The following is an 18,414-nucleotide window of genomic DNA, read 5'->3' as shown; positions in this document are numbered from 1 at the left end:
GCCGGATGTGCCGGATGTGTCGGGTCGCGTCGACGCGGGACGGGCCGCCGGGCTACCGTGGAGCCATGCCGAACCCCGACGTCGTCCTCATCACCAAAGCCGACTGCCACCTATGCTCGGCGGCGCGGGCCGCCGTCGACCGCGTGACAAAGAGCCTGGGAATCGGTTGGCGGGAACAGCCGGTGGATGACGACGCCGAACTGCGGGAGCGCTTTGCGGAGGAGATCCCGGTGGTGCTGGTGGACGGTGTCCAGCGGGACTTCTGGAAGATCGATGAAGTCCGGCTGGAGCGGACACTGCGGCGGGTGCTGGACCGGCAGGCCTGACGCGCCGGGAGCGGTTGGACAGACTGCTTTGTTCGCTGAACCGCGGGGGCTCTAGAGTGGAAGTCACAACGCGACTCAATGGAGCAGATAGTGACTTCGCTCGATTCATCCCCTGAGGCGCTGCCCGGGGGAGCAGGGACTGCCTCCAAGCAGATTCCGCCCGCAGCCGTGGCCCGGCTGACCATCTATCTGCGTGCCCTCACCACCCTGCTTTCGGAGGGCGTGGACAGGGTGTCCTCCGAATCCCTGGCCGAGGCCTCAGGCGTCAGCTCCTCCACACTCCGCAAGGACCTTTCCTATGTCGGCTCCTACGGGACCCGCGGCGTCGGCTACGAAGTGCAGTACCTCAACCGGCACATCGCCGCGGCGCTCGGCCTGACGCACGACTGGAAGGTCGCGATCGTCGGTGCCGGCAACCTCGGCAAGGCCCTGGCCCGGTATGGCGGGTTCGAGTCCCGCGGGTTCGATATCGTTGCGATTTTCGATGCCGACCAGTTGGTGGTGGGCAGCGAGGTGGGCTGGCTGCGTGTCAGTGACGCCGCGGATCTGGAGCCGGTGCTGCAACGGACCGGCGCCAACATGGTGGTCTTGGCCCTGCCGGCCGCCGTGGCCCAGGACGTCTGCGATCGTGTGATTGCCGCCGGTGTGCGCAGTATTCTCAGCTTTGCGCCGGTGATGTTGCAGGTGCCGCCCGGCGTGAACCTGCGCAAGGTGGATATGGCCACCGAACTCCAGATCCTTGCCTACCACGCACAAAGGGCGCAGGACCCGGAGGATGCTGACTAGTTTCAGTCAGCCGTCCGGCTCCCGCGCCCTCAGCGCTGGCACCTGGCCGCCGGATGCGGCGGCCGGGTTTCCCTGCCTAGTGCTGGTGCTTCGTTAGTGCTGGTGCCTAGTACGGGCCGCCCGGCTGCCCGTACGGGTTGGCAAACGGCTGCTGCTTACTGAAGTACGGCGACGCTGCCGGCAGGTACAACAGCACAATGCCGGCGATCCCGAGGAGAACGGCCAGCGTGCCGAGGCTCAGCGGGAAAATGCTGAAGATCGACAAGGCCGCGAAGACTGTGCCGAGGATCCGTGCCCAGTTCTTGCCTTTGCGCACGTTCAGGGCGACCAGGGCGTAGAGCCCCGCACTGATCAAGGCGAACACGAGGATGCTGCCAACGAGGACGCCCCGGATGTCCTCAAAGCTGACGTCCGCGCCGCTTGCGGACATCTGCTCTTCGAACATGTTCCGCATATCGGGGGAGTCCAGGGTGCCGAGGGCCATCAGCAGGGAGAGGATCCATACCACGCCGGACGCGACGATGAGCCAAAAGGCCGTGTTGACGAGCTGGGGCATGCCGGACGTGGCCTGCGGCTGCTGGGAGGGGTACTGGGCATAGGGGGACTTGCCGTACTCGGGCTGTCCATACCCTTGCTGTCCATACCCTTGCTGACCGGGCTGCGGCTGGTTGTACTGCGGCTGGTTCTGGCCGTACTGGGGAATCTGCGGTGCGTTCTGACCGTACTGCGGCGCGGACTGACCATACGGTGGCGCGGACGGCGCCTGACCATACTGCGGTGCCGAGGGCGGCGTCTGTCCGTACTGCGGGGCGGACGGCGGCTGCTGACCGGGCTGCGGCTGGTTCTGGCCGTAGCGGGGGGCCTGCTGGTCGCCGGGCTCGGGGGCGTCCGGGTTCGACGGCGGGACTGGCGGGATGCTCATGGGCGTTCCTTTGCATGGCGGACTGGTTCGGATACCGGAAACAGCTTCCTGCCCTGCCCCCAGCATGGTTACGTCCACCGTACCGCGCACCGGCGTCAGGGCGGATCATTCCGGAGAGGTATTCTCACCGCGCGTCAGGCGGGCGCCGCGGGGTGCGTCCACGGGCAGGGGGAGGCCGCCGCGGCAGGGCTCGGACGGTAATCAGGGATGGTTCAACTGCGCCCTCGCAGCGAGGCGAACCATGCCTGCGAGTTGGGCAGCCACATCAGCACGGTCGCCACGAGGCTGATGACGAAGCCCGGCCAGCTGCCGCCGCCCCGGCCGTCGGCCGCACTCGCGTTGAGGATGGCCAACAGCAAGGAGATGCCGGCGACCATCGTGAGAGCGAAGCGGGCCCATTCGTGCCCTTCCTTCATTTTCATGGCAAGGATCACCTGCGCCGCGGCGAGGGCGAGTGCCAGGAGCACCAGGAGGAGCACCACGAACCCTAGACCAGGAGCCACTGCCAGGAGCACGAAGGACCCGAAGAGGCCGATGACGCCGCCGAGCAAGCCCAGCAGTCCGCCGATGAGCCAGATCCAATAGGCGACCTTGAGCTCGGTCGGCAGCCACGTCACCGTAAACATGCCGGAGAAACCTTCGCGCGGCATGGCGTCGTTGAAGTTCCGCGGCCGGTCCGTCGGCAGTTCAAAGCGGAAGCCCCCAGCCGGGCGGCCCGGCGCTTGATCCCCAAGTGGCGGCTGGTAATCCCGCGGCTGGTAGCCCGGAGCCTGGTAACCCTGCTGCGGCGGCTGGTTGCCCTCCGGCGGAGCCGGCGTGACCCGAGGCGGCTCGGCGCCAGCGGGCGGGACGGTGCCCGGCTGCGGGGGCCGGGCACCCGGCGGCTGCGGCGGGGGTACCTCATTGGGGTTGCTCATGGGTCTCACTGTAGACCGCGAATCTGGCGGTATCTAGGGAATCTGGGTGTGTTGCGGAGCATGTCGGAGCGGATCAGAAACGGGCCGCCGCGTACTGCTCAAACGGCCCTCGGCCTCGGCGGCCGCAGTCCGGGATAAACGCGGCACCCCGCTCCGTCGCAAGGACGAAACGGGGTGCCGGAGGCTGAAAGCCCCAGGGTGGCCCGGTCGCGGGGACCGGCCAGCCATGTGGTGCGGACTAGGCCGCGGGGGCGATGAAGGCCAGTTCCAGGTTGACGGCAACCTTGTCGCTGACCAGCACGCCGCCGGCTTCGAGGACTGCGTTCCAGGTCAGGCCGAAGTCCTTGCGGCTGATCGTGGTCTCGGCGGACAGGCCGGCGCGGGTCATGCCGAACGGGTCGACTGCAACGCCGTTGAACTCGGTCTCGAGGGCCACCGGGCGGGTAACACCCTTGATGGTGAGCTCGCCCTGGAGTTCGTAGGCGTCACCCTTGGGGACGATGGTGTTGGAGACGAAAGAGATTTCCGGGAACTGCTCGACGTCGAAGAAGTCCTCGCCGCGGACGTGGCCGTCGCGGTTGACGTCGCCGGAGTCGAAGCTCGCGGTCTTGATGGTGGCGTTGACCTTTGAGTCGGCCACGTTTTCGGCGAGGTCCAGAGTGGCCTCTGCGTCCTTGAACTGGCCGCGGACCTTGCTGATGCCCGCGTGGCGGACGGTGAAGGCAATCTCGCTGTGCGAGTTGTCGAGGGTCCAGGTGCCGGTGGTGACGTTTGCGGGAAGTGCCATGGTGTTTCTCCTTGAGTCGGGTGCTGCGCTTGGTCTGATCGTTAGTTGAAGCATCATTTGTTGAAGTCTCAACTAACTGCTTCACCCAGTATAAACATGCATTTGCATCTTTTATTCCAACTGCGGGGAACATTTTTCAAAACGCCTCAGTTCTACTTCATGTAGAAGATTTCGAATCGCCCGACATCTTTGAGAAACTGGTACACATGCCCCAAGCCACTGTTCATTTGCTCCGCCACGGCGAGGTCTACAATCCCGATGGCGTCCTGTACGGCAGGCTGCCGGAATTCCACCTGTCCGAGCTTGGCAGGGAGATGGCCCGGACGCTTGCCGAGCACTTCAGGGAGCGGTCCGCGCAGGGAGCGAATATCGTCCACCTCGCGGCCTCGCCGCTGACGCGCGCGCAGGAGACGGCGCAGCCCATCTCCGAAACGCTCAACCTCCAGATCGCCACCGAGGCCCGGATCATCGAGGCAGCTAACTACTTCGAAGGGCTCCACGTCGACAAGGCGGAGATCCTCAAGCCGAAGCACTGGCCCATGTTGCGCAACCCGTTCCGGCCCTCCTGGGGCGAGGCCTACAAGGACCAGGCCGCCCGCGTTATGTCCGCGGTGCAGGACGCCCGCCTGCGGGCCATCGAACTCGGCGGCGAGGGTGCTGAAGCCATCCTCGTCAGCCACCAGCTGCCCATTTGGGCCACCCGGCTCAGTGCCGAGGGCAAACCCCTGTGGCATGATCCGCGCAAGCGCGAATGCACGCTCACTTCGGTCACGTCCCTGGTGTTCGACGACGCCGGGAACCTCCTGCGTGTCGAGTACAGCGAGCCTGCTGCCGCCCTTCTCCCCGGTGCGTCCAGCACCCCCGGAGCCTGAGCATGGCCGGAAACAATGCCAGCGCGTCACCCTTGTCCCGCCGCAGCGTCCTGACGGCGGGCGGTGCGGCCCTCGCCGTCGTACTGGGCCTCTCCGGTTGCGCCCAGGAGGACGCGCTGGCCCAGCAGGCCAAGGCCGGAGACAACAAGAACTATGTGGCCGGCGACGGCTCGGTGACGGAATTCGCCGTCGCGGACCGCAAGAGCCCCATCGCCATCCAAGGCACGCTCTTTGACGGCACTGCTGTTACTGCTGAGGCCTTCCAGGGCCAGGTGACGGTGCTCAACTTCTGGTTCGCGGCCTGCGCGCCCTGCCGGGTGGAGGCGCCCACACTGGAGGCCCTGCACCAGGATTTCAATAACCAGGGCGTGAAGTTCTTCGGCGTCAACCTTCGCGACGAAAAGGCCACGGCGGAAGCGTTCGACAAAACCTTCAACCTGACCTACCCGAGCTTCAACGACAAGGACGGCGCCGTGCTGCTGGCCGTATCAGGCCTGGTCCCCCCGGGAGCGGTGCCTACCACGCTCGTCCTGGACAAGCAGGGCCGGGTGGCGTCCCGCGTCCTCGGCGAGATCCAAAAGGGCACCCTGAAGTCACTTATCGCCGCTGCCGTGGCCGAGTAGCGGGCCGGCCACCGTGAACAGCCCCTTCGCCGAAGCCATCCTGAGCGGATCGCTAGTGCTTGCCATCCCGGTGGCGCTGCTCGCCGGGTTCGTCTCCTTCCTGTCGCCCTGCGTGCTGCCCCTCGTGCCGGGGTACCTGGGCTACGTCACGGGACTGACCGGCGTCGACCTCCAGAAGCAGAAGCGCGGCCGCATGCTGGCCGGCATCGGGCTGTTTGTCCTGGGCTTCTCCGTGATCTTTGTCTTGCTGGGTGGGGCGTTCGGGCAGCTGGGGACCCTGATCACCGGCTCGCAGAACGCCTGGATCACGCAGGTCCTGGGCCTGCTCGTGATCATCATGGGCGTCGTGTTCATGGGCGGCTTCGGCTGGCTCCAGCGCGACGCCAAGATCCAGTCCAAGCCGCCGGCGGGGCTGTGGGGTGCGCCGCTGCTGGGCATCACCTTCGGCCTGGGCTGGGCGCCCTGCATCGGCCCGACCTATTCCGCGGTCCAGCTGCTGAGCCTCTCCGGCGGATCGTCGGCGACCAAGGGGGCCTTCCTGGCGTTTGTGTACAGCCTGGGCCTGGGCATCCCCTTCCTGCTGATTGCCCTGGCCGTGCGCCGCGGCATCGGCGTGATGTCCTTCTTCCGCAAGCACCGGCTCGCCATCCAGCGCATTGGCGGCGGAATCCTGGTGGGGCTGGGCCTGCTGATGGCCACCGGCGTGTGGGGGACCTGGGTTTCCGAGTTGCAGTACTGGTTCCAAACCGATGTGAAATTGCCGATCTGATGAGCGAGCGAGTGAACGAAGAGAAGAATCTCCCAGCCGACGGCACGAAGCGCGCCGGCCCCCAGCCTGACTGCACGCAGCGGGACGGCTCCCAGCCCGACGGCACGAAGCCGGACGTCACGTCCGGCGTCACCAAGCCTGGCGGCACGTCCGGCGGAGCCGGTGTGAAATCCGGCAGCAGTCCAGTCGCGGCCGCAAAGGCTGAGGCTGTCCTGCCCACGCTTGGCCCGGTGGGCATGCTCCGCTGGGCCTGGACCCAGCTGACCAGCATGCGCACCGCGCTGTTCCTGCTGCTCATGCTGGCCGTCGCTGCGGTCCCCGGCTCGCTCTTTCCGCAGCGGCCCGCCAACCCGTCGATCGTCACGCAGTACATCAAGGACAACCCGGATTACGGCAAGATCCTCGACTCGCTCCAGCTCTACGATGTGTACTCCTCGGCGTGGTTCTCGGCGATCTACATCCTGCTCTTTATCTCGCTGATCGGCTGCGTGGTCCCGCGCGCCATCGCGCACTACAAGGCAATGCGGTCCCAGCCCCCGCGGACGCCTGCGCGGCTGTCCCGGCTGCCCGAATACGGCACGCTCATGATCCCCGCCAAAGCCGGGATCCCGGCGTCGGAGGCTATTGAGGACGCGGCCGCACTCCTGAAGAAGCGCGGCTACCGCGTCGACGTCCGCGATCGCGACGGCGCCCGGCCATCGGCGGGCGCGGAACGCGGTTTCCTGCGCGAAGTCGGCAACCTGGTCTTCCACACCTCGCTGATCGGCGTGCTGGTGTCCGTCGCAATCGGCGGGCTGTTCGGGTACAGCGGGCAGCGGATCCTCGTCGAGGGCGACACGTTCGTGAACACCCTCGTCGGCTATGACCAGTTCACTCCGGGCACCAACTTCCAGAGCAGCCAGCTGCAGCCGTACTCGGTCCAGCTGGACAAGTTCCAGATCACTTTTGACCGGGAGTCCGAGGGCAAGGTCGGCCAGCCGATCGACTTCAAGGCCGACGTGACCACGAAGGAATCGCCGGACGCGCCCGCCAAGAAAGAGGTGCTGAAGGTCAACGACCCTCTCACCCTCGGCGGCACCAGCATGTATCTCACCGGCAACGGTTACGCCCCGGTGGTCACCATCCGCGACGGCGCTGGCAACGTCGCCATGCAGGGTCCGGTGGTGGCCAAGCTGCAGGGCGATAACTACTATTCCTCCGCCGTCATCAAGGTCCCGGACGCCAAGCCGGAGCAACTCGCCTTCGCCGGCTTCTTCCTGCCCACCGCGTTTGTCACGGATGAAGGCGTGTCCTTCAGCGGCGATCCGGAACTGTTCAACCCGCAGCTGACCCTGAACTCGTACTACGGCGACCTCGGCCTGGACGACGGCGCCCCGCAGAACGTCTTCGAACTCGACGTCAAGAAGCTCACACCGCTCAACGCCCGCAACCTCGACGCCGGCGGCATCACCCTCGCACCGGGCGCCAGCTACACCCTGCCGGACGGCAAGGGCTCCATCAGCTTCGACGGCGTGAAGCGGTACGTCGGCGTCGATATCCACCACAATCCGGGCCAGCTGTATGCCCTGATCTTCGCGCTCCTGGCGGTGGCCGGCCTGGTCACTTCCCTGTACGTGAACCGCCGCCGTGTCTGGGTCCGGACGGGTACCCACGACGATGGCCGCACCATGGTGGAGTACGGGCTCCTCGCCCGCGGCGAGGACCACCGGCTGGCCGGGGAGGCTGCCGCGATCCGCAGGCTGCTCGCCGGCGCCTGGGATCTCGAGGACCAAGGCTCCCAGTCGGCTCCCAGCGGGAGCGCGGATAATGACCGGGCGGACACCTCCAATCCCGGTACCGGTACGGGTGCTGATACCGAGCAGGACTCAGCGGACCACCCCGCAGCAGACTTCATCCAGTCAACAGCAGGCTCTTCCGAGTCAAAGAAGGATCAGTAATGCTCCCCATCAACGAAACCATGGGCCAGTACAGCGAGTTGTTCATGCTCCTCGCGGCGGGCACCTACACGGTGGCTTTCATCGCCTTCGCATGGGACCTCGCCAAGAGCAGCAAGACGCTGCGCGCGGTGGACCTGAAGGCCGCCGAGCTGTCAGGTGCCGACGCCGCCCGCGTTCCGGTCGCTGCCGGCGTCGGGGAGTCCTCCGGTGCTGTTAACCGGGCCGACGGGGACGTGGCAGGGCCCGTTGGCCGGGCTGAACGCCCGACGTCGTCCGTGGCGGGTGCCGCTGCCGGGAACGCCGCCGGGGTTGGCCAGACCGCCGACGGCACCATGCGCTACTCCGCCGAGCGCCGCGCCCCCGCACGGGTCGCCGTCGCCCTAACCGTGCTGGGTGCCGCCATCCACGCGGCCGGCGTCATCACCCGGGCCATCGGCTCGGGCCGGGTGCCGTGGGGGAACATGTACGAGTTCCTGACCACCGGTGCGTTCGTGGCCGTGGCCGTCTTCCTGCTGGTCCTGGTCCGGCGCGACCTGCGCTTCCTGGGCACCTTCGTGGTGGGCCTGGCGATCATCATGCTCGTGGCCGCCTCTGTGGCGTACTGGACGCCGGTGGGCCACCTCGTGCCCGCGCTGCAGAGCTACTGGCTGATCATCCACGTTTCTATCGCGGTGCTGTCCTCCGCGCTGTTCACCTTGACGTTCGCGATGTCCGCGCTGCAGCTGGTCCAGTCGCACCGGCAGAAGACCATCGCTGCCGGCGGCGCCGACAAGCTGGGCTTCATGCGCCTGGTCCCGTCCGCGCTGAGCCTCGAGAACCTCTCCTACCGGATCAATGCCATCGCCTTCGTCGGCTGGACCTTCACGCTAATGTTCGGCGCCATCTGGGCCGAGAAGGCCTGGGGCCGCTTCTGGGGCTGGGACACCAAGGAAGTCTGGACGTTCGTGATCTGGGTGGTCTACGCCGGCTACCTGCACGCCCGCGCCACTCGCGGCTGGACCGGAACCCGTGCCGCCTGGCTGTCGATCGTGGGGTACCTCTGCGTGGTCTTCAACTTCACCATCGTGAACCAGTTCTTCAACGGCCTGCACTCCTACTCGGGGCTGTAACCGGCCGCTCCATGGCTCCGCGAGCTGCCACGAACGGCCGCTACGGAACTCCACGGGGCTCCCTGGGCTCCGCGATGCTGCCGTTCGCCACAAGTGGCCGCTATCCCACCCCGGATAGCGGCCATTCGTGTCAGATGGGTAACCGGGCGGCCGACTCTCTTCATCGATTTGCCACAAGTGGCCGCTAAACCGACCCGCTTAGCGGCCATTCGTGTCAGATGGGTGGAACGGGGACGGTACGCCTTGGACTCCGGGCCGGCTCGGAGGTCCAGCCGCGCTCCTGTAGCGCCGCCCGCACCCGGGTCACGGCAGTCGGCGTCATGCCGGGTGCCAGCGGGTCCAGGTCCGTCTGCGTCAAGACGACAACGCGCCATCCCTGGCGTTTTCATCTCGAAAGATGTCGCTGCGGCGCTGCGCCGGATCGGCGTGATGCGCGCCGTCGTACTGGATCGCGACCTTCTCCCGCTCGTAGGAGAGATCCGGGTCCTGGATCCAGCAACCGGTCTCGTCGAAAATCGGGACGTTGATCCCGGGCTCCGGCAGACCATGGCGAGTCAGGAGCAGCCGGAGTTCGGTCTTTTTGGGTGAGTCCGTGTGGGCGCGCATCAGTGCCCGGGCACGCATGGCACGCCGGTAGCCCGGCTTGCCCCGTTTCCCGGCGAGGAACGTGTCCAGGGCATCGACCGTGGTCAGCGGGTTCCTCCGGCGCAGCAGAAAGTCGCCGGCCATCACCAGATCATCGAGGCTCAGTGTGCCGGCGAGGTCGAACCACGTCCGCAGTGGGGACGTGCAGCTCACCCAGACCCCGGCCACGATCTCGCCCGGTTCGAGTGACTGCTGATGGCCCATGACATCCTTGTAGCGCACGGCCCGTCTGCCCGGATCACTCGTCAGGTGCACGACAGCCAGGTCCGCCAGTGAAGCCGGCAGGGGGAAGCCCCAAAGCGCCGCCGCAGACAGGTAACTCACCACAGCGCCGGTCACAGCAGTCAGGGCGCGCAACCGTTCCATCAGGCCATTCTGGGGGTTGCCGGGACGCGCACACCGTGGCAGGGGTTGACGAGATCCGGGGCCCGGGAGCGACGTCGGCTCAGCCCGGCGGCGCGGGCCTCGGCCACGGTGAAGGGCTGGTTGCGAAGCTGCGGGGGAAGCTCGCTGGGCAGGCGCATACGGGCATTCTGCGACCGTCAGGAAGTGTCTCGGAGGTTATCCACAGTGTGGAGGAGGAGCGGGTCCTCTGAGCGGACGCGAAAAGGATAACGAATGCTGTGAGGCGCCAGCCGGGTACTACTTGACCTCGTCGGTGCCCTGCGCGTCGCCGCTGCCGGAGGCCTCGCCTGACTCGGACGCCCGAGTGCCGGGGGTGCCCTTGCCGTCGTCGAGAGTCTTTTCTTTGGCGTCCAGCTCGTCCTTGAGCTTCTTGAGCCGGTCGGCTTCGGTCTGCTGGCGGCGACGGAGTTCGAGATTGCGCAGGAATTCCGGGTCGTCGTCGGGAGCTAGGGGGTGGCTGTAGTTGGCGCGCGCTGGGCTGGTGCCGCGGGGGCGGCCGATGAGGAACCACAGGATGGCACCGATCACCGGAAGGACAATCTGCACCACAATCCAGGCCGGCTTTGAGATGCCCTTGGTCTCGCGAGGGTCAGTGCGGATCACGTCGACGAGCCCGTAGACGAACACGACGATGACGGCGACGACAACCACTACACGGAGCATGTAATCAGTCTAGCCTCCGGGGGACTCTCCGGCTTCTCCCGGTGAGCCGGCGCCCGAGGAATGCATTTGTGGGGCGTCGGAGATGGGTCCCGGGCGGGCAGGATACGGGCGTCGGTGGGCCGGGCCGCCACGGGGCGGCTAAACTTTGAGTGTGGCTTTCCTGAAATACTCCCTGATCCGGCTGGCGCTCTTTGTGCCCTTGTTCGCGCTGTTCGTCTACCTGCAGCTCGGATGGCTACTGGCCGTCCTCTGCGCGGGAATGATGGCCTTCGCGATCAGCTTCCTCTTCTTCCAGAAGCAGCGCGACGCCGCCGCCGCATCACTGCACCACCGATTCTCGGGCCAGGCCAAGCCGTTGCGTAGCGCCGGAGAAGTTGACGATGCCGACGCCGAAGACCGCCTCGTCGATGAGCACCCGGACATCACTGTCCACACGGACCGCCGCCCAAAGGACGCCTAGCCTCGTCACAGCTGGCGAAAACCCCGCGGCACAGGCCGCGACACCCGCGCCCGCCCGAAGTACCGCTAGAACCCGTGGCTCAGCACCAGGCCCAGGGAGAACAGCACCGCATAGCCGAGGTTGATCAGCCCTGTCTGCTTGAGCACCGGAATCAGGCTCTTGCGGCGCCGGCCGGAGATCATCAGCCAGGACGGCATCAGGCTGGCCGGGATCAGCAGCAGCACGATCAGCATCCAGGGCCGGGTCGGAGCCAAGACGATCGGCAGCAGGATCGCGACGGCGAGCATCAGCACGTAGCTTTCCCGCGCATGTTTGTCGCCGAGCCGCACGGCCAGGGTCTTCTTCCCGGCCTTCCGGTCGGTGGGGATATCGCGGACGTTGTTGGCCATGAGCAGCGCACAGGCGATGAGGCCCGTGCCGATCGCACCGATGATGGCGGCGAGGCTGATCTGGCCGGCCTGCGTGTAGGTTGTGCCGAGCGTGGCGACAAGGCCGAAGAACACGAACACGAACAAATCGCCCAGGCCCATGTAGCCGTAAGGGTTCTTCCCGCCCGTGTAGCCCCACGCCGCGAGGACGCAGCCGATGCCCACCAGGATCAGCCACCACGTCTGTGAGAGGATGACCAGCGCCAGGCCGCAGACCATCGCCAGCCCGAACGCGGCGAATGCCGCGTATTTGACGTGCTCGGGCTTCGCCGCGCCGGAGCCGACCAGCCGGAGCGGGCCCACGCGGTCCTCGTCGGTGCCCCGGATGCCGTCCGAGTAATCGTTGGCGTAGTTCACGCCGACCTGCAGCAGCAGGGCCACCAGCGCGGCCAGCACGGCATGGAGCGGCAGGAATGCGTCCATCTCGTACGCGGCCGCCGTGCCGATCAGGACAGGCGCGATCGCGGCCGGCAGCGTGCGCAGTCGGGCGCCTTGGATCCATTGAGCGGCAGTTGCCACGTTGAGTACCTCGTGTTGGTTTGGTTCAACCGGGAGTGCCCGGCTGTTCTATTTTCCCTGATGGAGCTCGGTGAGCCGAACCGTCATGGCCAGCCGGTCGGGTTTCCCGTTCGGCAGCATGAGCAGTTCGCCGGTCGCCAGGACGGTCTTTGGGGCCAGGGCGCCCAGCGCCGGGGACCAGGCGGCCCCGGCGGTGAAGCCTGCGATGCCCTGCGGGGAGCCGTCCGCTAGCGCCACGTATGCGGCGAGGGCCTGGCCCCATTCGGCGGACGGGACCCCGGCGACAAAGGCGGCCTGCACGCCGTCGAGCCGCTCAAGCTCCGCCTGCACATGCGCGGCGGAGACCTTCACGCCGCCGGTGATGACGACGTCGTCGGCCCGGCCGAGGACGGTCAGTTTCCCGTCCGCGTCCAGCGCGCCGAGATCATTGGTCCGGTACCACCGCACGCCGTCGTCCTCGACGAACGCCTCCGCGGTGAGTTCCGGGGCGTCCAGGTAGCCGGCGGCGATGGTGGACCCGCCCAGCAGGATGCGCCCGTCATCGGCCAGCCGCACCTCGACACCCTCGAGCGGAACGCCGTCGTACACGCAGCCCCCGCAGGTCTCGGCGGAGCCGTAGGTGGTCACTACGCGGACGCCGGCGTCGCGGGCCGCTGTGAGCAGCGCCGGCGGGACCGGCCCTCCGCCCAGCAACACCGCGTTGAAGCGGCGCAGCGCGGCCAGCGTCTCGGCCGACGGGGCATCCAGTAGCCGCTGCAGCTGCGTGGGCACGAGTGAGGTAAACCTCAGCTTGTCGGTCATTTCCTGCGCCGCCGCGGTGAAGGCCTCCGGGGTGAAACCGCCGCTGAGGTCCATCGCCCAGGGCCGGGTGCCGGCGAACAGGGAGCGGACCAGCACCTGGAGTCCGGCCACGTACTGCACAGGAAGGGCGAGCAGCCACTGGCCTTCTCCCTTGAGCGCCAGGGCGGTGGCCATCGAGGACGCCGCCAGAGCGTCGAGCGTCAGCACCGTCGCCTTGGGCGTGCCGGTGGAGCCGGAGGTCCGCACCACGGCGGCGGCGTCCTCCACTCCCGGGGTTTCGAGCAGCTCCACAGCCGGGGACCCGTCCGGACCGGCGGAGAGTTCGACGGCGGGGCCCTCACCGCGGAGGGCGGCGGCCAGCGCCGTGAGTGCGGGCTCGATGTTCACAGCAGTCACGTGATCGCCCTAGAAGTAGTAGGGGAAGTTGGACCAGTCCGGATCGCGCTTCTCCAGGAAGGCTTCCTTCCCCTCCACCGCCTCGTCCGTCATGTACGCCAGCCGGGTGGCTTCGCCGGCGAAGACCTGCTGGCCGGCCAGGCCGTCGTCGGCCAGGTTGAACGCGAACTTGAGCATCCGGATGGCCTGCGGGGACTGCCGGGCGATGTCGGCGGCATATTCCAGCGCCACGTCCTCGAGCCGCTCGTGGTCCACGGCCTCGTTGACGGCACCCATCCGGACCATGTCCTCGGCCGAGTATTCCCGGGCCAGGAAGAAGATCTCCCGGGCGGCTTTCTGGCCGATCTGGCGGGCCAGCAGCGCAGAGCCGTAGCCGGCGTCGAAGCTGCCGACGGTGGCGTCTGTCTGCTTGAATTTTCCGTGCTGGCGGGAGGCGATGGTCAGGTCTGACACGACGTGGAGGGAGTGCCCGCCGCCGGCGGCCCAGCCGTTGACGACGGCGATCACCACCTTGGGCATGGTGCGCATGAGCCGCTGGACCTCCAGGATGTGGAGCCGGCCGGCGCGCGCGGGGTCGATACTTTCCTGGGTCTCACCCTCTGCGTACCGGTACCCGTCCCGGCCGCGGATCCGCTGGTCCCCGCCAGAGCAGAACGAGTGGCCGCCGTCCTTGGCGGAGGGGCCGTTGCCGGTGAGCAGCACGGTGGCCACGTCCGGGGTCATCCGGGCATGGTCCATGGCGCGGTACAGCTCGTCCACGGTGCCGGGGCGGAAGGCGTTGCGCACCTCGGGTCGGTTGAAGGCAATGCGGACGGTCGGCAGGTCGCGCACCACGGTGCCGTCCGCGGAACGCTCCACCTGCCGGTGGTAGGTCATGTCCTGGAAATCGTCGAAGCCGGACACAGTGCGCCAGCGGCTGGGGTCAAAAACGTCGGATACCTTGGCGGGGATTTCGTTGCTCACAGTCCGAGTCTAGTAATCGGCTCAGCTGATGCAGAACTCGTTGCCTTCCGGGTCCGCCATGGTGTGCCACGAATGCGGGCCCTGGCTGGCAGTCCAGAGGAACGTGGCGCCGCGGGCTTCGAGGGCGGCGCGCGCCTGGTCCTTGTCCGCGCCGGCGAGCCTCACGTCCCAGTGGACCCGGTTCTTGATGGTCTTCTCCTCCGGGACCGTCTGGAAGAGGATGCGTCGCTCGGGCGATGTGGCGTCGAGTTCCTCGGGCGGGCGGATGGCTGCCCCGGCACCCCACACAAGATGGCCGTTGTGGATCGTGGTCTCGGCCTCCGTGGCGAAGCCCTGCGCGATCATGGAGCGGATGAAGGACTCGTCCTGCGGCTCCACGGCCCACTCGAGGGTTTCGGCCCACCAGTCGGCGAGCTCATGCGGGTTCCGGCAGTCGACGGCGATCTGGATGTTGAGTGTCATGGAAAGAAACTACGACGCCGGGGCCCGCGGCGGTAGGTCCCAGAAGCAAGTTCCGGCCACGCACCAAGCAACGCGGGGTGACTTAGCGCCCATAATGGGCGGCGGAATGGGCCGGCGGTGACCCCGCGTTGCTTTTGGTCAGGGCTGGGCGTTCTGGAGCTGCTCCATGAGTTCCGGCGGGATGGCATAGATGAAAACGACGGCCAGCAAGTTCTTGGAGGCGTGCACGAAGTAGGCAAACATCACGTTCTTGCCGGTCCAGACATACACGAAAACGAGGACCGCGCCCATCGCGAGGTAGGGCATCAGCACCGGCAGGGTCAGGTCTTCCTGTCCGACAATATGCAGGGCGGCGAAGAGCACCACGGACAAGGCACAGCACACCCACAAGTTGACGCGGCGGCTGAGCTTGCCGATCAGCAGGTGCCGGAAGATGTACTCCTCCACAAAGGGGCCCACGATCACCAGCAGCGGCACCATCAGCCAGGCCGGCACCTGCTGCATGAGCGCCTGCAGGCCGGCCTGGTTGGCGGACGTCTGCGGCGGCCCGGTGAGCGAGACGAGGACCGCGGTGAGGATCATCATGGCCACCACCGCGAGGGGGACCATCAGCATCGTAAACCAGGGCCTCGTGGCGAGGACCTTGAGATCCCGGGCGGCGACGTGCCGGACGGCGGCCAGTGCCAGGACCCCGATGCCGCCGTAGAAGATCAGATTGACGGAGTAGGACGCCACGGCAGGGTTGGGCGACAGCTGGAGCATCAGCGGCACCAGCAGCCCGCCGGCCACAGCGAAGAAGACGGCGACGGCCACATACATGCCTGCCGTGATGAAATCGAGCCGCGAGAACCGGTACAGTTCCGGCCGCGGCGCCGGTGGTGTGCGGAGAGCGGTGCCCATGCCACCAGCCTAGCGCCGCAGCCGAAGGGCCGAGTCACGTATAATATTCGGTATGCCTAATATTTTGTTTCGGTCCACCAAAGTCGTTGGCCGAACTCCCCGCCTCCGCGGCGTTGGCGCCGCCGTCGCCGCGGCTCTGCTCGGACTGTCCCTGGCCGCGTGCGGGGGTGTGGGGCAGGGGTCGGTGGCCGGTGACGAGAAGCCGGTGGTGCTGACCACCTTCACCGTGCTGGCCGACGTGGCGCAGAACGTGGCGGGGGACAAGCTGCAGGTCGAGTCCATCACCAAGGCCGGCGCCGAGATCCACGGATACGAGCCCACGCCCGGGGATATCCGCAAAGCATCCAAAGCTGACCTGATCCTGGACAACGGACTGAACCTTGAGGCCTGGTTTGCCCAGTTCGTTGAGGGCCTGGACGTTCCGCATGCCGTGGTGAGCGAAGGCGTGGAAGTGATGTCCATCAGCGAAGACTCCTACGAGGGCAAGCCAAACCCGCACGCGTGGATGTCGCCGGTCAACGTGCAGCTCTACGTGGACAACATGGTGAAGGCGTTCTCGGAGCTTGATCCGGCCAACGCCGCGGCCTTCGAAGCGAACGGCGCAGCCTACAAGGCCAAGCTGCAGTCCGTGAAGGACGAAATGGTCCGGAAGCTCGCAACCGTCCCCGAGGCGCAGCGTGCCCTGGTGACATGCGAGGGCGCCTTCTCGTACCTGACGCGCGACGCCGGCCTCCGCGAGGTTTACATCTGGGCCGTCAACGCCGAACAGCAGGCCACCCCGCAGCAGATCACCAAAGCCATCGAATTCGTGAAGGCCAACAAGGTCCCCGCCGTCTTCTGCGAGTCCACGGTGTCGGACGCCCCCATGCGCCAGGTGGTGGACGCGACGGGGTCGGCGTTCGGCGGCGTGCTGTACGTCGATTCGCTCTCCGAGGCGGACGGCCCCGTCCCCACCTACCTGGACATGATCCGGCACGATTCCAAAATCATCACCGAAGGCCTGACGGGAGCGGCATCATGAGCAATCCGGCAATTTTGGTGGACCACGTCACCGTCCACTACGGGGAGGTCCTGGCGCTCGACGCCGCCTCCCTCTCCGTGGACGCGGCCCGGATCTGCGGGCTAGTGGGCATGAACGGGTCCGGCAAATCCACGTTGTTCAAGGCGATCATGGGAATGGTCAAGCCCGACGCCGGCCGTGTCCTCATCAACGGCGAACCTCCGGCGAAAGCGCGCAAGTCGGGCGGAATCGGCTATGTCCCGCAAAGCGAGGACGTGGACTGGCAGTTCCCGCTGTCCGTCCGCGATGTAGTGATGATGGGCCGCTACGGGCACCAAGGCTTCACCCGCCGCTCGTCCAAGGCGGACCGCGACGCCGTCGACCTCGCCCTGGACCGGGTGGAGCTGTCCGAATTCGCCAACCGGCAGATCGGCCAGCTCTCCGGCGGGCAAAAAAAGCGTGCGTTCGTGGCCCGCGGAATCGCCCAGGGCGCCACCATCATGCTCCTGGACGAGCCGTTCGCCGGGGTGGACAAACGCTCGGAGGCCACGATTACGCGCCTGCTGAAGGAACTCGCCGCCGATGGCTGCACCATCCTCGTTTCCACCCATGACCTGCACGCCCTGCCCCAGCTCTGCGACGAGGCGGTGCTCCTGATGCGCAAGGTCCTGATGCACGGCCCGCCCGAAGTGGTGCTGCAGCCGGAGCACCTGGCAAAAGCCTTCGGGCTCGACGTCCTCAACCGGGAGCTCCCCGGCCCTGACCGGGACCTTCCGGCCCGCGGCGTTTCGAACCAGCCGGGGATGAACTGAGCCATGGACCTCTTTGACCTCCTGCTGGAACCGCTGAGTTATGACTTCATGGTCCGCGCCATCGTCACCACGGCGCTCGCGGCCATCGTCTGCGCCGTGCTGAGCTGCTGGCTGGTGCTGATCGGCTGGTCGCTGATGGGGGACGCAGTCTCCCACGCCGTGCTGCCCGGGGTTGTGCTCGCCTACATCGTCGGTGCCCCGTTCGCGCTGGGAGCGCTCGTGTTCGCCCTCATCGCCGTAACCCTGATCGGGGTGGTCCGCAACACCAGCCGGGTGAAGGAAGACGCGGCGATCGGGATCGTGTTCACGTCGCTGTTCGCCCTGGGCCTGGTGCTCATCTCGGTCACGCCGAGCCAGACAGACCTCAACCACATCATTTTCGGAAATCTGCTCGGCGTCAGCGTTCCCGACCTCATCCAGGTTCTGGTGCTGGGAGTCGTCGCCTTTGCCATTCTGATTCTCAAGCGGCGTGACCTCACGTTGTACGCCTTTGACCCCACGCACGCCCATGCAATAGGGCTGTCCCCGAAACGCCTCGGTGCCCTGTTGCTGGGCCTGCTGGCGCTGACCTCCGTGGTGGCGCTGCAGACCGTGGGCGTGGTGCTGGTGGTGGCCATGCTGATCATTCCCGGAGCCACGGCGTACCTGTTGACGGACCGGTTCTCCCGCATGCTCGTGATCGCCCCGGTCATCTCCGCAGTGTGTTCCATCGCCGGGATCTATCTCAGCTACTACCTGGACACCGCCTCGGGCGCCATGGTGGTCCTGACGCAGGGGGCCGCGTTCGCCGTCGTCTATCTGTTCAGCCCGCGGCAGGGGCTGATCGGCACCCGGCTGGCGATGGCCCGGCGCCGGAAAGTGGCAGCGCTCGCCGCCTGATGCGGCCCGGGCCGCGTCCGGCGACGGGCCCCG

The 18,414-nt window shown here is 67.0% G+C and carries 22 protein-coding genes; 11 read left to right on the top strand and 11 right to left on the bottom strand.

The window, feature by feature from the left end; translation table 11 throughout:
- Positions 1-65 precede the first annotated feature (65 nt).
- Together AC6EUH_RS02915 and AC6EUH_RS02910 are read left to right on the top strand one after the other, a co-directional pair.
- On the top strand, positions 66-326 hold the full coding sequence (locus AC6EUH_RS02915) for a glutaredoxin family protein (RefSeq protein WP_056433640.1): 261 nt from the start codon (positions 66-68) through the stop codon (positions 324-326).
- 90 nt (positions 327-416) lie between these two features.
- Positions 417-1,112, top strand: a complete 696-nt coding sequence (locus AC6EUH_RS02910; RefSeq protein WP_056433856.1) for a redox-sensing transcriptional repressor Rex — start codon at positions 417-419, stop codon at positions 1,110-1,112.
- Positions 1,113-1,218: 106 nt separating this feature from the next.
- On the opposite strand, the gene AC6EUH_RS02905 is transcribed toward AC6EUH_RS02910, so the two are convergent.
- From AC6EUH_RS02905 to AC6EUH_RS02895, 3 genes are all read right to left on the bottom strand, one after another.
- Positions 1,219-2,034, bottom strand: a complete 816-nt coding sequence (locus AC6EUH_RS02905; protein WP_056433638.1) for a hypothetical protein — start codon at positions 2,032-2,034, stop codon at positions 1,219-1,221.
- Between the two features lie 212 nt (positions 2,035-2,246).
- Positions 2,247-2,951, bottom strand: a complete 705-nt coding sequence (locus AC6EUH_RS02900; protein WP_235500334.1) for a hypothetical protein — start codon at positions 2,949-2,951, stop codon at positions 2,247-2,249.
- A gap of 238 nt (positions 2,952-3,189) precedes the next feature.
- Complete coding sequence (locus AC6EUH_RS02895) at positions 3,190-3,738, bottom strand: YceI family protein (RefSeq protein WP_056433633.1); 549 nt, start codon at positions 3,736-3,738, stop codon at positions 3,190-3,192.
- A gap of 206 nt (positions 3,739-3,944) precedes the next feature.
- Here AC6EUH_RS02895 and AC6EUH_RS02890 point away from each other — a divergent pair, with 206 nt between their 5' ends.
- The 5 genes from AC6EUH_RS02890 (at position 3,945) to ccsB (ending at position 9,048) form a co-directional block, all read left to right on the top strand.
- Entirely contained in the window at positions 3,945-4,610 is a 666-nt protein-coding gene (locus AC6EUH_RS02890; RefSeq protein WP_499737748.1) for a histidine phosphatase family protein, read from the top strand.
- A gap of 2 nt (positions 4,611-4,612) precedes the next feature.
- Positions 4,613-5,233 carry a TlpA family protein disulfide reductase gene (locus tag AC6EUH_RS02885; protein ID WP_499737747.1) on the top strand — a complete coding sequence of 207 codons (621 nt, stop codon included), beginning with the start codon at positions 4,613-4,615 and terminating at the stop codon, positions 5,231-5,233.
- A 13-nt stretch (positions 5,234-5,246) separates the two neighbouring features.
- Complete coding sequence (locus AC6EUH_RS02880) at positions 5,247-6,002, top strand: cytochrome c biogenesis CcdA family protein (protein WP_499737746.1); 756 nt, start codon at positions 5,247-5,249, stop codon at positions 6,000-6,002.
- 236 nt (positions 6,003-6,238) lie between these two features.
- A complete protein-coding gene (gene resB / locus AC6EUH_RS02875) occupies positions 6,239-7,939 on the top strand; it encodes a cytochrome c biogenesis protein ResB (protein WP_499737799.1) in 1,701 nt (566 codons plus the stop codon).
- Complete coding sequence (gene ccsB, locus AC6EUH_RS02870; RefSeq protein ID WP_056433623.1) at positions 7,939-9,048, top strand: c-type cytochrome biogenesis protein CcsB; 1,110 nt, start codon at positions 7,939-7,941, stop codon at positions 9,046-9,048. Before resB ends, ccsB begins: the two co-directional genes overlap by 1 nt.
- Before the next feature lie 354 nt (positions 9,049-9,402).
- Here the strand turns inward: ccsB and AC6EUH_RS02865 are convergent, their stop codons facing one another.
- The 3 genes from AC6EUH_RS02865 to AC6EUH_RS02855 all read right to left on the bottom strand — a co-directional run bounded on the left by AC6EUH_RS02865 (position 9,403) and on the right by AC6EUH_RS02855 (position 10,761).
- Positions 9,403-10,059: a putative endonuclease domain-containing protein gene (locus AC6EUH_RS02865; RefSeq protein WP_499737745.1), complete on the bottom strand. Its 657-nt coding sequence runs from the start codon at positions 10,057-10,059 to the stop codon at positions 9,403-9,405.
- The gene (locus AC6EUH_RS02860) at positions 10,059-10,217 is read right to left on the bottom strand and encodes a hypothetical protein (RefSeq protein WP_499737744.1); all 159 of its coding nucleotides are present in this window, start codon (positions 10,215-10,217) and stop codon (positions 10,059-10,061) included. The genes AC6EUH_RS02865 and AC6EUH_RS02860 overlap by 1 nt, the downstream gene beginning before the upstream one ends.
- Before the next feature lie 118 nt (positions 10,218-10,335).
- Positions 10,336-10,761 (bottom strand): PLD nuclease N-terminal domain-containing protein, encoded by a 426-nt coding sequence (locus AC6EUH_RS02855; RefSeq protein ID WP_499737743.1) that lies wholly within the window; start codon positions 10,759-10,761, stop codon positions 10,336-10,338.
- Positions 10,762-10,912: 151 nt separating this feature from the next.
- Here AC6EUH_RS02855 and AC6EUH_RS02850 point away from each other — a divergent pair, with 151 nt between their 5' ends.
- Positions 10,913-11,221 carry a DUF4229 domain-containing protein gene (locus AC6EUH_RS02850; RefSeq protein WP_056433614.1) on the top strand — a complete coding sequence of 103 codons (309 nt, stop codon included), beginning with the start codon at positions 10,913-10,915 and terminating at the stop codon, positions 11,219-11,221.
- 65 nt (positions 11,222-11,286) lie between these two features.
- On the opposite strand, the gene AC6EUH_RS02845 is transcribed toward AC6EUH_RS02850, so the two are convergent.
- The 5 genes from AC6EUH_RS02845 to AC6EUH_RS02825 form a co-directional block, all read right to left on the bottom strand.
- Entirely contained in the window at positions 11,287-12,168 is an 882-nt protein-coding gene (locus tag AC6EUH_RS02845; protein WP_056433611.1) for a 1,4-dihydroxy-2-naphthoate polyprenyltransferase, read from the bottom strand.
- Positions 12,169-12,216: 48 nt separating this feature from the next.
- Positions 12,217-13,365 carry an AMP-binding protein gene (locus AC6EUH_RS02840; RefSeq protein WP_200913092.1) on the bottom strand — a complete coding sequence of 383 codons (1,149 nt, stop codon included), beginning with the start codon at positions 13,363-13,365 and terminating at the stop codon, positions 12,217-12,219.
- Positions 13,366-13,374: 9 nt separating this feature from the next.
- Positions 13,375-14,328, bottom strand: a complete 954-nt coding sequence (locus tag AC6EUH_RS02835; RefSeq protein WP_056433604.1) for a 1,4-dihydroxy-2-naphthoyl-CoA synthase — start codon at positions 14,326-14,328, stop codon at positions 13,375-13,377.
- Between the two features lie 21 nt (positions 14,329-14,349).
- Positions 14,350-14,790: a VOC family protein gene (locus AC6EUH_RS02830; RefSeq protein WP_499737742.1), complete on the bottom strand. Its 441-nt coding sequence runs from the start codon at positions 14,788-14,790 to the stop codon at positions 14,350-14,352.
- A 138-nt stretch (positions 14,791-14,928) separates the two neighbouring features.
- The gene (locus tag AC6EUH_RS02825; RefSeq protein WP_056433599.1) at positions 14,929-15,690 is read right to left on the bottom strand and encodes a CPBP family intramembrane glutamic endopeptidase; all 762 of its coding nucleotides are present in this window, start codon (positions 15,688-15,690) and stop codon (positions 14,929-14,931) included.
- Positions 15,691-15,742: 52 nt separating this feature from the next.
- On the opposite strand from AC6EUH_RS02825, the gene AC6EUH_RS02820 reads away from it, so the two are divergent.
- From AC6EUH_RS02820 to AC6EUH_RS02810, 3 genes are read left to right on the top strand one after another with little or no spacing between them, the layout of a single operon-like run.
- A complete protein-coding gene (locus tag AC6EUH_RS02820) occupies positions 15,743-16,711 on the top strand; it encodes a metal ABC transporter substrate-binding protein (RefSeq protein WP_056433596.1) in 969 nt (322 codons plus the stop codon).
- Complete coding sequence (locus AC6EUH_RS02815; RefSeq protein ID WP_499737741.1) at positions 16,708-17,502, top strand: metal ABC transporter ATP-binding protein; 795 nt, start codon at positions 16,708-16,710, stop codon at positions 17,500-17,502. The genes AC6EUH_RS02820 and AC6EUH_RS02815 overlap by 4 nt, the downstream gene beginning before the upstream one ends.
- Before the next feature lie 3 nt (positions 17,503-17,505).
- Positions 17,506-18,381, top strand: coding sequence for a metal ABC transporter permease (locus tag AC6EUH_RS02810; protein ID WP_056433590.1), 876 nt, complete (start codon positions 17,506-17,508; stop codon positions 18,379-18,381).
- Positions 18,382-18,414 lie beyond the last annotated feature (33 nt).

The sequence above is a fragment of the Arthrobacter sp. 001422645 genome (assembly GCF_059816125.1).
This window is presented reverse-complemented; position numbering and strand designations above follow the sequence as displayed.

Coding starts and splice junctions, on each gene's coding strand:
- AC6EUH_RS02900 (WP_235500334.1), bottom strand. CDS start 2,951: ATGAGCAACCCCAATGAGGTACCCCCGCCGCAGCCGCCGGGTGCCCGG.
- AC6EUH_RS02855 (WP_499737743.1), bottom strand. CDS start 10,761: ATGCTCCGTGTAGTGGTTGTCGTCGCCGTCATCGTCGTGTTCGTCTAC.
- ccsB (WP_056433623.1), top strand. CDS start 7,939: ATGCTCCCCATCAACGAAACCATGGGCCAGTACAGCGAGTTGTTCATG.
- AC6EUH_RS02820 (WP_056433596.1), top strand. CDS start 15,743: ATGCCTAATATTTTGTTTCGGTCCACCAAAGTCGTTGGCCGAACTCCC.
- AC6EUH_RS02915 (WP_056433640.1), top strand. CDS start 66: ATGCCGAACCCCGACGTCGTCCTCATCACCAAAGCCGACTGCCACCTA.
- AC6EUH_RS02825 (WP_056433599.1), bottom strand. CDS start 15,690: ATGGGCACCGCTCTCCGCACACCACCGGCGCCGCGGCCGGAACTGTAC.
- resB (WP_499737799.1), top strand. CDS start 6,239: ATGCTCCGCTGGGCCTGGACCCAGCTGACCAGCATGCGCACCGCGCTG.
- AC6EUH_RS02890 (WP_499737748.1), top strand. CDS start 3,945: ATGCCCCAAGCCACTGTTCATTTGCTCCGCCACGGCGAGGTCTACAAT.
- AC6EUH_RS02865 (WP_499737745.1), bottom strand. CDS start 10,059: ATGGAACGGTTGCGCGCCCTGACTGCTGTGACCGGCGCTGTGGTGAGT.
- AC6EUH_RS02895 (WP_056433633.1), bottom strand. CDS start 3,738: ATGGCACTTCCCGCAAACGTCACCACCGGCACCTGGACCCTCGACAAC.
- AC6EUH_RS02815 (WP_499737741.1), top strand. CDS start 16,708: ATGAGCAATCCGGCAATTTTGGTGGACCACGTCACCGTCCACTACGGG.
- AC6EUH_RS02860 (WP_499737744.1), bottom strand. CDS start 10,217: ATGCGCCTGCCCAGCGAGCTTCCCCCGCAGCTTCGCAACCAGCCCTTC.
- AC6EUH_RS02830 (WP_499737742.1), bottom strand. CDS start 14,790: ATGACACTCAACATCCAGATCGCCGTCGACTGCCGGAACCCGCATGAG.
- AC6EUH_RS02905 (WP_056433638.1), bottom strand. CDS start 2,034: ATGAGCATCCCGCCAGTCCCGCCGTCGAACCCGGACGCCCCCGAGCCC.
- AC6EUH_RS02810 (WP_056433590.1), top strand. CDS start 17,506: ATGGACCTCTTTGACCTCCTGCTGGAACCGCTGAGTTATGACTTCATG.
- AC6EUH_RS02885 (WP_499737747.1), top strand. CDS start 4,613: ATGGCCGGAAACAATGCCAGCGCGTCACCCTTGTCCCGCCGCAGCGTC.